This window comes from Streptomyces sp. NRRL F-4489 (assembly GCF_001509485.1).
Lineage (GTDB): Bacteria > Actinomycetota > Actinomycetes > Streptomycetales > Streptomycetaceae > Streptomyces.
On the sequence record NZ_LLZI01000024.1, the window covers coordinates 42,399 to 56,009 of the forward strand.

Annotated in this window: 15 protein-coding genes; 7 read left to right on the forward strand and 8 right to left on the reverse strand. The window is 75.9% G+C overall.

All coding sequences use genetic code 11. The features are described 5' to 3' along the window. Positions 1-14 precede the first annotated feature (14 nt). Positions 15-932, reverse strand: coding sequence for a 1-aminocyclopropane-1-carboxylate deaminase/D-cysteine desulfhydrase (locus ADL22_RS04060; protein WP_420711533.1), 918 nt, complete (start codon positions 930-932; stop codon positions 15-17). 66 nt (positions 933-998) lie between these two features. Then, complete coding sequence (locus ADL22_RS04065) at positions 999-1,232, reverse strand: hypothetical protein (protein WP_066973901.1); 234 nt, start codon at positions 1,230-1,232, stop codon at positions 999-1,001. Positions 1,233-1,474: 242 nt separating this feature from the next. On the opposite strand from ADL22_RS04065, the gene ADL22_RS04070 reads away from it, so the two are divergent. The 3 genes from ADL22_RS04070 to ADL22_RS04080 all read left to right on the forward strand — a co-directional run bounded on the left by ADL22_RS04070 (position 1,475) and on the right by ADL22_RS04080 (position 3,594). After that, complete coding sequence (locus ADL22_RS04070; protein WP_066973903.1) at positions 1,475-2,257, forward strand: helix-turn-helix domain-containing protein; 783 nt, start codon at positions 1,475-1,477, stop codon at positions 2,255-2,257. 10 nt (positions 2,258-2,267) lie between these two features. Next, positions 2,268-3,185 (forward strand): glutaminase, encoded by a 918-nt coding sequence (locus ADL22_RS04075; RefSeq protein WP_066973905.1) that lies wholly within the window; start codon positions 2,268-2,270, stop codon positions 3,183-3,185. Between the two features lie 175 nt (positions 3,186-3,360). Beyond that, on the forward strand, positions 3,361-3,594 hold the full coding sequence (locus tag ADL22_RS04080) for a hypothetical protein (protein WP_066973907.1): 234 nt from the start codon (positions 3,361-3,363) through the stop codon (positions 3,592-3,594). A gap of 90 nt (positions 3,595-3,684) precedes the next feature. Here ADL22_RS04080 and ADL22_RS04085 read toward each other — a convergent pair whose 3' ends face one another. The 4 genes from ADL22_RS04085 to ADL22_RS04100 form a co-directional block, all read right to left on the reverse strand. Then, positions 3,685-4,095 carry a VOC family protein gene (locus ADL22_RS04085; RefSeq protein ID WP_066973909.1) on the reverse strand — a complete coding sequence of 137 codons (411 nt, stop codon included), beginning with the start codon at positions 4,093-4,095 and terminating at the stop codon, positions 3,685-3,687. A 203-nt stretch (positions 4,096-4,298) separates the two neighbouring features. Then, positions 4,299-5,237, reverse strand: a complete 939-nt coding sequence (locus ADL22_RS04090; protein WP_066973912.1) for a beta-ketoacyl-ACP synthase III — start codon at positions 5,235-5,237, stop codon at positions 4,299-4,301. Between the two features lie 151 nt (positions 5,238-5,388). After that, complete coding sequence (locus ADL22_RS04095) at positions 5,389-7,674, reverse strand: heavy metal translocating P-type ATPase (RefSeq protein ID WP_066973914.1); 2,286 nt, start codon at positions 7,672-7,674, stop codon at positions 5,389-5,391. A gap of 89 nt (positions 7,675-7,763) precedes the next feature. Continuing rightward, positions 7,764-8,774, reverse strand: coding sequence for a helix-turn-helix transcriptional regulator (locus tag ADL22_RS04100; protein ID WP_066973917.1), 1,011 nt, complete (start codon positions 8,772-8,774; stop codon positions 7,764-7,766). Between the two features lie 145 nt (positions 8,775-8,919). Between ADL22_RS04100 and ADL22_RS04105 the strand changes: the two genes are divergently transcribed. Further along, entirely contained in the window at positions 8,920-10,005 is a 1,086-nt protein-coding gene (locus ADL22_RS04105; RefSeq protein ID WP_066973919.1) for a magnesium and cobalt transport protein CorA, read from the forward strand. A gap of 64 nt (positions 10,006-10,069) precedes the next feature. Here ADL22_RS04105 and ADL22_RS04110 read toward each other — a convergent pair whose 3' ends face one another. Together ADL22_RS04110 and ADL22_RS04115 are read right to left on the reverse strand one after the other, a co-directional pair. Continuing rightward, positions 10,070-11,341: a CynX/NimT family MFS transporter gene (locus ADL22_RS04110; protein ID WP_066973921.1), complete on the reverse strand. Its 1,272-nt coding sequence runs from the start codon at positions 11,339-11,341 to the stop codon at positions 10,070-10,072. Further along, the gene (locus ADL22_RS04115; RefSeq protein ID WP_066973923.1) at positions 11,338-12,078 is read right to left on the reverse strand and encodes a FadR/GntR family transcriptional regulator; all 741 of its coding nucleotides are present in this window, start codon (positions 12,076-12,078) and stop codon (positions 11,338-11,340) included. Before ADL22_RS04115 ends, ADL22_RS04110 begins: the two co-directional genes overlap by 4 nt. Before the next feature lie 209 nt (positions 12,079-12,287). Here ADL22_RS04115 and ADL22_RS04120 point away from each other — a divergent pair, with 209 nt between their 5' ends. The 3 genes from ADL22_RS04120 to crcB are packed head-to-tail and all read left to right on the forward strand — an operon-like array spanning position 12,288 to position 13,509. Then, complete coding sequence (locus ADL22_RS04120; protein WP_066973925.1) at positions 12,288-12,725, forward strand: fluoride efflux transporter FluC; 438 nt, start codon at positions 12,288-12,290, stop codon at positions 12,723-12,725. After that, positions 12,722-13,138, forward strand: a complete 417-nt coding sequence (locus ADL22_RS04125; protein WP_066973927.1) for a DUF190 domain-containing protein — start codon at positions 12,722-12,724, stop codon at positions 13,136-13,138. Before ADL22_RS04120 ends, ADL22_RS04125 begins: the two co-directional genes overlap by 4 nt. Further along, the gene (crcB, locus tag ADL22_RS04130) at positions 13,135-13,509 is read left to right on the forward strand and encodes a fluoride efflux transporter CrcB (protein WP_066973929.1); all 375 of its coding nucleotides are present in this window, start codon (positions 13,135-13,137) and stop codon (positions 13,507-13,509) included. Before ADL22_RS04125 ends, crcB begins: the two co-directional genes overlap by 4 nt. Positions 13,510-13,611 lie beyond the last annotated feature (102 nt).

Sequence of the window (13,611 nt, forward strand, 5' to 3'; positions counted from 1 at the left end):
CGTAGCCGCCACCGTTACGGAGTGCCCGTGATGACGGCGGCGACCGTGCTGCCCTCCGGGAAGGCGCCCCGCTCGGCCAGCGCGGTCAGCGCGAACAGCAGCTTGGCGACGTAGACCCGCTCGACGGGCAGGCCGTGCCGCTGCTCGAAGGCGTCGGCGAACGCGTCGAGCTCGGGCGTGCGGCGGGCGTAGCCGCCGAAGTGGAAGTCCTCGGCCAGGCTCCAGTCGCCGCGGACGCCGCCGAACGCCGCGCGCTGGAGTCCGGCGACCGTGTCGTGGAGGAAGTGCGGGCGGCCGCCCTTGAGGACCGGGACGCCCAGGGCGCGCTGCCCGGGGCCGAGGCCGGCTGCGAGCCCGGCCAGGGTGCCGCCGGTGCCGCAGGCCACCGCGACCGTGCCGGCCCGCCCGCGCAGCTCCCGGCCCAGCTCCGCGCAGCCCTGGGCGGCGAGGGCGTTGCTGCCGCCCTCCGGTATGAGGCGGAAGGCGCCGAAGCGGTCGCGGAGGGCGGCCAGCACCTCCGGGTCGTCCTTGCGGCGGTAGGTGGCGCGGTCGGTGAAGTGCAGCCGCATACCGTCGGCGGCGCAGCGGGCCAGGGACCAGTTGAGCGGGGCGCCGGCCAGCTCCTCGCCGCGGACCACGCCGATGGTGGCGAGGCCCAGGAGCCGGCCGGCGGCGGCCGTGGCGCGCAGGTGGTTGGAGTACGCGCCGCCGAAGGTGAGCAGCGTGCGGTCGCCGGCCTCGGCCGCGGCCGCGAGATTCGGCGCGAGCTTGCGCCATTTGTTGCCCGGCAGGTCCGGGTGGATGAGGTCGTCGCGCTTGAGGACGAGGCGGACGCCGCGGCGGGCGAACGGCTCGTCGTCCACGGGCTGGAGGGGCGAGGGGAGGCGGGGGCGGAGGGCCTGCGGGCCGGGGCCGGTCACGGGGAGCGTCACGGGAGCGTCAGGGCAGGGGAGGGGAGCGGGGCGGCGGGGTGGGGACGGGGGTGCGGTGGCGGGGCGTCAGCTGTGCAGGAAGCCGTCGCCGTGCGCGGTGATATGGGCTTCCAGGGCGGTCAGCGCGCTCTGGGTGGCCTCGGGCGTGCCGCTGCCGCGGCGCTCGGCGTAGTAGGCGGCGCCGAGCTTGCGCAGCAGGTCGTTGCCGGCCCGCTGCTGCTGGAGCTCGTCGACCTTCTGCTTGCCCTGGGCCAGGCCCTGCTTGGCCTGCTCCTTGGCGCGGTCGAGAAACCCTGACATGGCTGCCTCCCTGGCGTACGGGTCGGTGGACCCGGTGGGTGTCGGTGCCGGTACCGCGGTGTGCGGCGGGCCGGTCGCGTGGTGTCGGTCGCGTGCTGTGATGCGTACGGGATCGTCGGTCGTGAGGGTCGTCGGTCGTAAGGGATCGTCGTGCGGGCGGGATTGCCGTTCGTAGGGATCAACGGCGGGGACGGGCGCGGGGTTCCCGTGCCAGGGTCCGGGATGCGCGGGAGGGGCGCGACATGGGTGAGCCGGTTGGCGCACAGGGGGCGGAGGAGGGCCGGGCGGGCGCCGGGCCGTATCGCGAGCGGGCGTCGCGGGTGCCGGGGGCGGTGCTGTGGACCACCGCCACGGTGCCCGGCGCGGGGCCGGTGCTGCCCGACGGCTGCACCGACCTGATCTGGAGCGAGGGGCGCCTGCTGGTGGCCGGGCCGGACACCGGGCCGCAGCGGCCGGGCCCGGCGGTGCCGGCCGGGACGCGCTGGGCGGGGCTGCGGTTCGCGCCGGGGCAGGGCCCGGCGGTCTTCGGGGTGCGGGCCGGCGAACTGCGCGACCGGCGGGTGCCGTTGGAGGACCTGTGGGGCGCCCGGCGGGCCCGCGAACTGGCCGGGCGGGCGGCGGCCGGCGACCCGGGCGCGGTGCTGGAGGAGGCCGCGCGGGACCGGCTGCGGGAGAGCGGGGCGTGGGCCACCGGGACCGGCGGACCGGGCGCGCTCCCGGGGCGGTCCGGCCGCACCGGGGCCATCGTGGCCGGCCTCCGGCGCGGCCGCCCGGTGGCGGAGGTGGCCCGGCTGGTTGGGATGGGCGAACGGCAGCTGCGCCGGCACAGCCTGGCGGTGTTCGGGTACGGGCCGAAGACCCTGGCCCGGGTGCTGCGGCTGGTGCGGGCGCTGGAACTGGCCCGGGCCGGCGTCCCGTACGCCGAGGTCGCGGCCCGCGCCGGATACGCCGACCAGGCCCACCTGGCGCGCGAGGTGAAGTCGCTCGCGGGGGCTCCGATGGGGGTGCTGCTCGGCGCGGGTTAGCGTGTGCGCCATGGACTACCAGGCCGTTCTTGAGGAGGTAGCGGCCTATGCGAGGCCGTTCGTGGGGCGCGGGCACGTCGCCGATTACATTCCGGCGCTGGAACGGGTCTCCCCGGACCGCTTCGGCATCGCCGTCGCGGACATCAACGGCGAGGTGTACGGGACCGGCGACTGGGAGGTTCCGTTCTCCGTCCAGTCGATCTCGAAGGCGTTCTCCCTGGCGCTGGTGATGGCCGGGTCCCACGGGGACGAGGACATCTGGCGGCGGGTGGGGCGGGAGCCCTCGGGGTCGCCGTTCAACTCCCTGGTGCAGCTGGAGTGGGAGAACGGCATTCCGCGGAATCCTTTCATCAACGCCGGCGCGCTGGTGGTGACCGACCGGCTGCTGACCATGACCGGCGACGCCAGCACCGCGCTGCTGGAGTTCCTGCAGACCGAGAGCGGCAACCCGGACCTGGCCTTCGACCAGGTGGTGGCCGGTTCCGAGGCCGACCACGGGGACCGGAACGCGGCGCTGGCCCACTTCATGGCGTCGTTCGGCAATCTGGAGAACCCGGTGCCGTCCGTCATCGAGCACTACTTCTGGCAGTGCTCGATCGAGATGTCCTGCCGGGACCTGGCCGTGGCGGGCGGCTTCCTGGCCCGGCACGGGCTGCGCGCCGACGGCAGCCGGCTGCTGGAGGCCCGCGAGGCCAAGCGGATCAACGCGGTGATGCTGACCTGCGGGACGTACGACGCGGCGGGCGAGTTCGCCTACCGGGTGGGGCTGCCGGCGAAGAGCGGGGTGGGCGGCGGCATCGTGGCCGTGGTACCGGGCCGGTGCACGCTGTGCGTGTGGAGCCCGGGGCTGGACGCGCGCGGGAACTCCGTGGCGGGGATGGCGGCGCTGGACCAGTTCACCACGCTCACCGGGTGGTCGGTCTTCTAGGCCGGACGCGGGCCCGCCGGTCCCTCTGCCCGGCCGTCCGCCCGCCGGCCCGTCGACCGCCCGCCCGGCCGTCCGCGCGCCCGTTCACCCGGACGGGCGCCGGGCCGGCGGTAACGGGCCGGCGTTGTGGCACCGGGGGCGCCGGCGCATGGTGGCGGTAGGAGGTGCACCCGCCATGGAGCACGAGATGCGCGCTGAGTACGAGGAAGGCGTGCTGCCGCACGAGGACACGCCGGTCAAGAAGTGGCACATGACCCGGGTGGGGGCGACCACCGCGATGTGCGGTGTGACGCTCGCCCCGGCCGCCGCCACCCAATCGGCCGGTCAGTGGGGCACGGCCAAGGCGCAGCCGTTCTGCCGGACCTGCGGCGTGATGTATCTGGAGGAGCACCCGCAGGACACGGACTGAGCGGGCGCACACCGAGGTGACCGGGCGCGCGCCCGGAGCCGGCGGACCGGCGGCCCTCGTCCTACCGGGGCCACCGGGCCGCCGGCCGTCCTACGGGAGCGGGGCGAAGAGGTCCACCCCTTGGCCGTCGGGGTCCTGGACGACCGCGTAGCGCTGGCCCCAGTCGGCGTCCCAGGGCGGTCGCGCCCCCTTGTGGCCGGCGGCGGTCAGGGCCTCGTACAGGGCGTCCACGGCCGCCGGGTCCGGGCAGCGGAAGGCCAGCCCGGTGTGGCCGCCAGGGGGCGGCGGCGTCCAGTCGGGGTCCAGGGCGCGGGCGGTCTCGTGGGTGTCCCACATCAGGCGCAGGCCGCCGGGGAGCGGCGCCTCGGCGTGCGGTGCGGCCTCGGCGCCGTCCGGCACGGCCAGGCCGAGCCGGCGGTAGAAGGCCAGGGAGGCCGCCAGGTCGGCGGTGACCAGCCCGATCGCGTCCAGGCGGGGTACGGGTACGGGGGGAGTGCTCATGGCCGGGAGCGTAGGGGCGCCCGGCCGGGCCGGTCTTGAACGGAACGGACACCGGGCGGGGTGGGGCAGTGGGCGGGGCGCGGCAGCCGGGCGCCGCCCGCCGAGCCGACGGGCGGGACGCGGCAGCCTGGCGCCGCCCCCCCCGGGCCGCGTACGGCCCACGCAGGGCCCGTAGGCCCCCCGCGAGGGCCGCTACGCCCCGGTCACGGGCTGCGGACCACCTGTCCCGCGTAGGACAGATTCCCCCCGAAGGCGAAGAGCAGCACCGGGGCGCCGGCCGGGATGTCGCGGCGTTCGACCAGCTTGGCGAAGGCCAGCGGGACCGAGGCGGCGGAGGTGTTGCCGGAGTCGACGACATCGCGGGCGATCACCGCGTTGACCGCGCCGAGGCGCTCCGCGACCGGCTCGATGATCCGCAGGTTGGCCTGGTGCAGGACGACGCCGGCCAGGTCCTCGGGGCGGATCCCGGCCCGGTCGCAGACCTGGCGGGCGATGGCCGGCAGCTGGGTGGTGGCCCAGCGGTAGACCGTCTGGCCCTCCTGGGCGAAGCGGGCCGGCTCGCCCTCGATGCGGACCGCGTGGCCCATCTCGGGCACCGAGCCCCACAGGACCGGGCTGATGCCCGGCTCGGGCGAGGCGGCCACCACCGCGGCCGCGGCGCCGTCGCCCACCAGGACGCAGGTGGAGCGGTCGCTCCAGTCCACCACGTCGGTGAACTTCTCCGCCCCGATGACCAGCGCGCGGGTCGCCGACCCGGCTTGGATGGCGTGGTCGGCGGTGGCCAGGGCGTGCGTGAAGCCCGCGCAGACCACGTTGAGGTCCATCGTGGCGGGGGAGCCCATGCCCAGCCGGGCGGCGACCCGGGCCGCGGTGTTCGGACTGCGGCCGGTGGCGGTGCAGGTGGCGACCAGCACCAGGTCGATGTCGCCGGCGGCCAGGCCGGCCGCGGCCAGCGCCTTCTCGGCGGCCGCCGCGGCCATCGCGTCCACCGTCTCGTCCGGTGCCGCGACATGGCGGGTGCGGATGCCGACGCGGCTGCGGATCCAGGCGTCGTCGGTGTCGACGAGCCGGGCGAGGTCGTCGTTGGTGAGCACCCGGGAGGGCTGGTAATGGCCGAGGGCCAGGATGCGCGACCCGGTCATGGAGTTCCCCCAGCGGTACGTGGAGCGGGCGGTACCCGGACAGTGTCGCCGGTGCGCGGCCCCGTACGGCTGCGCGATCCGCCAATGTTCGGGCGCGAGAACTGGAGGCTTCCCCCCAGGGCCGCCCCGGTGCCCTTGGGGCGGGCCGGGCTCAGGACAGCGCCCGGAAGCGCCGCAGGCGGAGGCTGTTGCCGACCACGAAGACCGACGAGCAGGCCATCGCGGCCCCGGCGATCATGGGGTTGAGCAGGCCAGCGGCGGCCAGCGGCAGCGCCGCGACGTTGTAGCCGAACGCCCAGAAGAGATTGGCCCGGATCGTGCCCAGGGTGGCGCGGGCCAGCCGGATGGCGTCCGCCGCGGCGCGCAGATCGCCCCGCACCAGGGTCAGGTCGCCGGCCTCGATGGCGGCGTCGGTGCCGGTGCCCATGGCCAGACCGAGGTCGGCGGTGGCCAGGGCGGCCGCGTCGTTGACGCCGTCGCCGACCATGGCGACCGTGCGGCCCTCGGCCTGGAGGCGGGCGATCACCGCCGCCTTCTCCTCGGGCAGCACGCCGGCGATCACCTCGTCGATCCCGGCCGCCGCGGCGACGGTCCGGGCGACCGCCTCGTGGTCGCCGGTCAGCAGCACCGGGCGCAGCCCCAGCGCGCGCAGCCGGCGGACCGCCTCGGCGCTGGTGGGCCGTACCGCGTCGGCGACCACCAGCACGGCGCGGGCGGCCCCGTCCCAGCCGACCGCGACCGCGGTGTGCCCGGCCCGCTCGGCGGCCTCCTTGGCGGCGGCCAGCCCGTCCGGCAGCCGCTGCCCCCGCTCGGCGAGCAGCTGCTCGCGGCCCACCAGGACGGCGTGTCCGTCCACGGTGCCGCGCACCCCGAGCCCGGGGACGGCCGCGAAGTCCTCCGGGACCGGCAGGGTGCCGCCGGGCGCCTCCTCCTGGGCGGCGGTGGCGACGGCCCGGGCGATGGGGTGCTCGGCGGCGTGCTCCAGCGCGCCGGCCAGCCGCAGCGCCTGCTCCCGGGCCACCCCGCCGGCCAGGTGGACGCCGGTCAGGGTCATCACCCCGGTGGTGACGGTGCCGGTCTTGTCCAGGACGACGGTGTCGACCGTACGGGTCGTCTCCAGCACCTCCGGGCCCTTGAGGAGGATGCCGAGCTGGGCGCCGCGTCCGGTGCCGACCATCAGGGCGGTCGGGGTGGCCAGGCCCAGCGCGCACGGGCAGGCGATGATCAGTACGGCGACCGCGGCGGTGAACGCGGCCACCGCCCCGTTGCCGGTGGCCAGCCAGCCGCCCAGGGTGGCCAGCGCCAGGACGATGACCACCGGGACGAACACCGCGGAGATCTTGTCCGCGAGCCGCTGGGCGGCGGCCTTGCCGTTCTGGGCGTCCGCCACCAGCTTCGCCATCCGGGCCAGCTGGGTGTCCGCGCCCACCCGGGTGGCCTCCACGACCAGCCGGCCGCCCGCGTTGACCGTGGCGCCGGTCACCGTGTCCCCGGGGGCGACCTCCACCGGCACCGACTCCCCGGTCAGCATCGAGGCGTCCACCGCGGAGGAGCCCTCCACCACCCGGCCGTCGGTGGCGATCTTCTCGCCGGGGCGGGCCACGAAGCGGTCGCCGACCCGCAGCTGATCGGCCGGGACCCGCACCTCGCGCCCGCCGCGCAGCACCGCGACGTCCCGGGCGCCCAGTTCGAGCAGGGCGCGCAGGGCCGCGCCGGCCTTCCGCTTGGCGCGCGCCTCGGCGTACCGCCCGGCCAGGACGAACGTGGTGACCCCGGCCGCGGCCTCCAGGTAGATGTTCCCGGCGCCGTCCGTACGGGCCACGGTCAGCGTGAACGGGTGGGTCATACCGGGCATCCCGGCCGTCCCCAGGAAGAGCGCCCACAGCGACCACCCGAAGGCGGCGAGGGTGCCCATCGAGACCAGGGTGTCCATCGTGGCCGCGCCGTGCCGGAGGTTCGTCCACGCGGCCCGGTGGAAGGGCCACGCCCCGTAAACCACCACCGGGGCGGCCAGGGTGAGCGAGAGCCACTGCCAGTACGTGAACTGGAGCGCGGGGACCATCGCCAGCAGGACCACCGGGACGGTGAGCGCCAGGGAGACCAGCAGCCGCTGCCGGAGCGCGGCGAGCCGGCCGGTGTCCCCGTCTCCGCCCCCCTCGGCCCCCGGGCCGCCGGCCTCCCCGGCGGACGGCTCCGGGGCGGGCGGGGCCGGTACGGTGGCGGTGTAGCCCGTCCGCTCCACCGTGGCGATCAGGTCGGCGGTGGCCACGCCGCTGCCCTCCGCGAGCACCACCTGGGCCTTCTCGGTGGCGTAGTTCACGGTGGCGGTGACGCCGTCCATGCGGTTGAGCTTCTTCTCGACCCGGGCCGCGCACGAGGCGCAGGTCATCCCGCCGATCTCCAGCTCGACGACGGGACCGTCGATCGCGGTGGTCATGGGGCTGCTTCCTCCTCTTCCCGGGGGCCGCGGGGCAGCGGGGCGGCACGTACGTGTCCCGTCCACCGTGTGCCCCCCGCGGCAACACCCTACCCCCCTGGGGTATTCCCGCAGGTCGGGCCCGCCGCGCGCGCCGGGTCCGCCGCACCGGCCCCCCGCACCGCCCGCCCGCCCAGCTCCCGCAGATACCCGGCCAGCTCGTCCGGGCCGTGCACGGTGAACTCCCGGCCCAGCAGCACCAGCCGCATCGCCAGCCACTCCAGCGAATCGGGTGCGCTGTGCCACCGGCACCGCTCCGCGTCCAGCGGCACCACCTCGCCCACCGGCCCGCCCAGCCGCGCGGCCACCTCCTCGGCCGGCCCGTGCACCGTCACCTCCGCCCGGTGGAGGGCCGCCGGCCCGCGCAGCCGCTCCCGGACGTACGCCGCGGCGTCCGCGGCCGGCAGCTCCCGGGGCGGCGTCCGCACCCCGGTGGCCAGCGGTTCGGCCATCCGGTCCACCCGGAAGGTCCGCCAGTCGTCGCGGTCGTTGTCGTACGCCACGAGGTACCAGCGGCGGCCCGCGGCGACCAGCCGGTGCGGCTCCACCAGGCGCCGGCCCTGCTCGCCGGCGACCGGGCGGTAGCCGAAGCGGACCCGCTCGTGATTGGCGATCGCCGCGGCCAGCACGGTCAGATGCTCCGGATCGACGGTCGGGCCGCCCCCGGACGGCATCGGGACGGTGGCCGTGCCCAGGGTGGCCACCCGGCGCCGCAACCGGGCCGGCAGCACCTGCTCCAGTTTGGCCAGCGCCCGGACCGACGCCTCCTCGACGCCCGCGACGGTCTGCCCGGCGGTCGAGCGCAGCCCCACCGCGATGGCCACCGCCTCCTCGTCGTCCAGCAGCAGCGGCGGCAGCGCGGTGCCCGCGGCCAGCCGGTAGCCGCCGTCCGCGCCCATCGTGGCGCGCACCGGATAGCCCAGGTCGCGCAGGCGCTCGATATCGCGGCGGATGGTCCGGGCGGTCACGCCCAGCCGCTCGGCCAGCTCCCGGCCCGGCCACTCGCGCGGGGTCTGCAGCAGCGACAGCAGATTCAGCAGACGTGCCGATGTCTCACTCATGCGGATGATGATGGCGGGGGACGGCGGACAGCGGCTGTCCTCAATGCCCCGGGGACGCGCCCCGCGGCCCGGTGCGGAGTGCGCAAAATCGCGGCAAGGGCCGTACCCGCCGCGCGCCCCCGCACGCGATACTGGCCGGGTGTCGATGATCAGCAACCTCCGCAAAGCCGTCCGGCTGCCGCAGCCGCGCCAGGGCGGGGTCGATCTCAGCCACCCGGCCCGCTCGCCGCTCGGCACCGCCGTGGTGAACTGCGCGGTCTACGTCTCCGGGGTGCGCCAGGACGGCCACCAGCCGGCCGAGGAGGCGATCCGGCAGGTCCGGGAGACCGGCGACGGCTTCGTCTGGATCGGCCTGCACGAGCCGTCCGAGGTCGAGTTCGCCGGCATCGTCGAGCTGTTCGGACTGCACCCGCTCGCCGTCGAGGACGCCGTCCACGCCCACCAGCGCCCCAAGCTGGAGCACTACGACGACTCGCTGTTCACCGTCTTCAAGACCGTCCGCTACGTCGAGCACGACCAGCTCACCGACACCAGCGAGGTGGTCGACACCGGCGAGATCATGGTCTTCACCGGCGCCGACTTCGTGATCACGGTCCGGCACGGCGGCCACGGCTCGCTGGGCCCGCTGCGCGAGCAGCTGGAGCGCGACCCGGACCAGCTCGCGCTCGGCCCGTCCGCCGTGCTGCACGCCATCGCCGACCTCGTCGTGGACGACTACCTCGACGTCGCCGCCGCCTTCCAGACCGATATCGACGACGTCGAGAGCGAGGTCTTCTCGCTCCGCGGCAGCGGCGGCGCCGGCCGGATCTACCAGCTCAAGCGCGAGCTCCTGGAGCTCAAGCGGGCGGTGACCCCGCTGGACCGCCCCCTCCAGGAGCTGGCGACCCGCTCGCTCCAGTACATCGACCCCCGGATCAAGACCTACTTCCGGGACGTCGCGGACCACCTCGACCGGGTCCGGGAGCAGATCAACGGCTTCGACGAACTCCTGAACTCGATACTCCAGGCCCACCTCGCCCAGGTCGCCAACGCGCAGAACGAGGCGATGCGCCGGATGTCCGCCTGGGCCGCCATCCTCGCCGTCCCCACCATGGTCACCGGCGTCTACGGCATGAACTTCGAGTACATGCCGGAGAAGAGCTGGCCGTTCGGCTATCCGCTGGTGATGGCCGTGACGGTGGCCATCTGCTGGCTGATGCACCGCGGCTTCAAACGGAACGGCTGGCTCTGACGCCACCCCGGGGGACGCCGGTCCGGGGCGCCGGCCCGGGACCCAGGGGCCACGCCCCGGCCGCTCACCGCCCCGCGACGTGGCGCGGCCGGGCCGCCCCGAAGCCCACCGCCACCTGCGGCACCAGCAGCACCAGCAGCACCGCCAGCGGCACCGTCCAGGAGCCCGAGGCGTCGTGCACCGCGCCCAGCACCGCCGGACCGGTCGCCGCCAGGATGTAGCCGAAGCACTGCGCCATGCTCGACAGCTGCGCGGTGTGCCGGGTGTCCGGGGCGCGCTGGACGATGAACAGCAGCGCCAGGCTGATCGCCGCGCCCTGCCCCAGGCCCAGCAGCGTCATCCACACGTACGCGCCGCCCACCGGCGCCGCCCACATCCCGGCGAAGCCCGCCGCGCACAGCGCCGCGCCCAGCGCGGCCAGCGTCCCGGCCCGCAGCCGGCGGCCGACGATCACCGGCGCCAGGAACGACCCCGCGATGCCCAGCAGCGAGGAGTACGACAGCATCCAGCCGGCGTCGCCCGCGCGCATCCCGGCGTTCTCCAGCATCGTCGGCAGCCAGGCGGCGGCCGCGTAGTAGCTCAGCGACTGCAGGCCCATGTAGCCGGTGACCTGCCAGGCCAGCGGCGAGCGCCACAGTCCGCGGACCGGGTGCGCGGCCTCCCGCGCGGCCCCCGCCGGGACCCGCGTACGGGCCCGCAGCTGCGGCAGCCAGACCACCAGCGCCAGCAGCGCGAGCGCGCCCCAGCAGGCCAGTGTGGCCTGCCAGGAGAGCCCGGCGGCCTGCCGCACCGGGACGGTGATCCCGGCCGCCAGCGCCGCGCCGCCGAACAGCGACATCGAGTAGAGGCCGGTCATCAGGCCCGCCCGCGCCGGGAAGTCCCGCTTGATCAGGCCGGGCAGCAGGACGTTGGCCACCGCGATCCCGGCGCCGATCACCACCGTCCCGGCGAACAGCGCCACCACCGAGTCCAGCAGCCGCAGCGCGGTGCCCGCGCAGATCAGCACCATCGTGCCGAGCAGTGACCGCTCCATCCCGAACCGCCGGCCCAGCCGCGGCGCGACCGGCGCCAGCAGCCCGAAGCAGAGCAGCGGCAGCGCGGTCAGCAGGCTGGTCGCGGCCGCCGACATCCCGCTGTCGGCCTGGATGGTGCCGGCCAGCGGGGAGACCGCGACCAGGGCCGGGCGGAGGTTCAGCGCCAGCAGGATCACGCCGAGGCCGAGCCAGAGGGCGCGGCGGCCGGTGGCGGGGGCGGGTGCGGGCGCGGGTGCCTGTCGGGCGCCGTCCGCCGGCCGCGCCGGTGCCTCCGGTATGCCCGTTGCCGGTCCGTTGGTCATCGCCGGTGTTCCTCCTGTGCGCTCTCGTGCGGTGTGCTCTGGCGGGTCGGTTCGCGCAGGACGGCCGCGGCCTCCTCCAGGTGCGCCAGCGACGCCCGCTCGGCGGCCTCCGGGTCGCGCGCCTCGATGGCGTCCACGATCGCGGTGTGCGCGTCGAACTGGTGGCGGACCGCGTCCGGCAGCGCCGGCGCGCCGACCACGGCGTCCAGCGCCTCCCGCAGCGCCCCGCTGACCTGCTCGTACAGCTCGGCCAACAGGCTGTTGTGGGCCGCCTCGGCGACCGCCCGGTGGAAGCGCATGTCCGCCTCCACGAACCGGGCGGTGTCGCCGGACTCCCAGGCCCGCCCGCGCGCCGCCAGCGCCTCCCGCAGCGCCGCCACGTCCTCGTCCGTCCGGCGCAGCGCCGCGTACCGCGCGGCATCGCGCTCCAGGCAGGCGCGGACCTCGTACGTCTCCAGGTTGGCGGCCCGGCGCAGCCGCCGCTGGACCGCGGCGCCGAAGCCGCTGCGGGCCCGGACGTACGTCCCGTCGCCCTGCCGCGGCTCCAGCATCCCGGTGTGCACCAGGGCGCGGACCGCCTCCCGGACGGTGTTCCGGCCGACGTCGAGCTGCTCGACGAGCACCGGCTCGGCCGGGATCTTCTCGCCGACCGGCCACTCGCCGTCGGCGATCAGCCGCTCCATCTGCTCGATGACCAGCTCGACCAGGCTGGTGCGGGCGGTGCTGCGCAGCGGCATCGGCGCGCCGTCCTCTCGTACGTGTCCCGTGGAAACCGTCCCCCCGATGTCCGCCGACCGATCGGATACGGACACCATTCCACCGGTGATGGGAACATCCCATGTTTAGCGGTGTCAAGCGGCCAGGCTTAGCCTGAGGGCGGCGCGGCCCCCGTCCCGTACGGCCGGACCCGCCGACATCAGCTGACCGACAGGGGGACCGCGGACCCATGGACGAGCGAGCCCGCCGGCCGCTGCCCTGGCAGGGCGAGTGGCCGGTGATCGGCGCGGTGGCCGCCGGCGGCGGGATCGGCGCCGCGGCCCGCTACGGCGCCGGCCTGCTCTGGCCCACCGCCCCCGGCGCTTTCCCCTGGACCACGCTGCTGGTCAACGCGGCCGGCTGCGCCCTGATGGGCGTGCTGATGGTGCTGATCACCGAGGCGTGGACGGCCCACCGGCTGCTCCGCCCGTTCCTGGGCACCGGCATCCTCGGCGGCTTCACCACCTTCTCCACGTACACCGTGGACCTCACCCACCTCGTGGACGCCGGCCGGCTGCCGCTCGCCCTGGCCTACCTGGCCGGCACCCTGCTCGCCGCGCTCACGGCCGTCGCGCTCGCCGGGACGGCCACCCGCGCGCTCCTCGGACTGCGGAGGCGGACGGCATGACGGACCGGACGGCGAACGCGCGGCCCGGCGGGGTGCCCACCGGGCGCCCGGGGCTGCGGCTGACCGTACTGGTCGGCGAGCAGGACGCCTGGCACCACCGGCCGCTCTACGCGGAGATCGTCCACCGGGCCCGCGCGGCCGGACTGGCCGGCGCCAGCGCTTTCCGCGGCGTCGAGGGCTTCGGGTCGACGTCGGTCATCCACACCCAGCGGCTGCTGTCGCTCAGCGAGGAACTGCCGGTCGCGGTGGTCGTCGTGGACACCGAGGAACGGGTGCGGGCCTTCCTGCCGCAGCTGGCCGAACTCCTCGCCGGCGGCGGCCTGGTGACCCTCGACCCGTGCGAGACGATCACGTTCGGGCGCCGGGCGGACGACGCGGACGGCTCCGCCGGCGGGGAGGGCGCACCCGCGTGAACTGGCTGCTGGTGGTGGCCGGTGCCGTGGTCGGGGCACCGCTGCGCTTCCTCACCGACCGCTTCGTCCAGGCCCGGCACGACTCGGTGCTGCCCTGGGGCACGTTCACCGTCAACGCCGCCGGGAGCCTGATCCTCGGCCTGCTGACCGGCGCGGTCGCCTCCGGCGCCGCCGGCCCGCACGCCCAGCTGTTCCTCGGCACCGGCCTGTGCGGCGCCCTGACGACGTATTCGACGTTCTCCTACGAGACGCTGCGGCTGGCCGCCGACGGGGCGCGCGGCTACGCGGCGCTCAACGTCGTGCTGAGCCTGGCGGCCGGCCTGGGCGCCGCCTTCGCGGGCGTCGCCCTCGCCCACGCCCTGCTGTCCTGACCGGGTGCGCCCGGGGCCAACTCCCCTTGCACGGCGAAGCGGTGGGGCTCCGGAAGAAGAGCCCCACCGCGATGGGCGGACGTACGGATGCACGGGGACTGG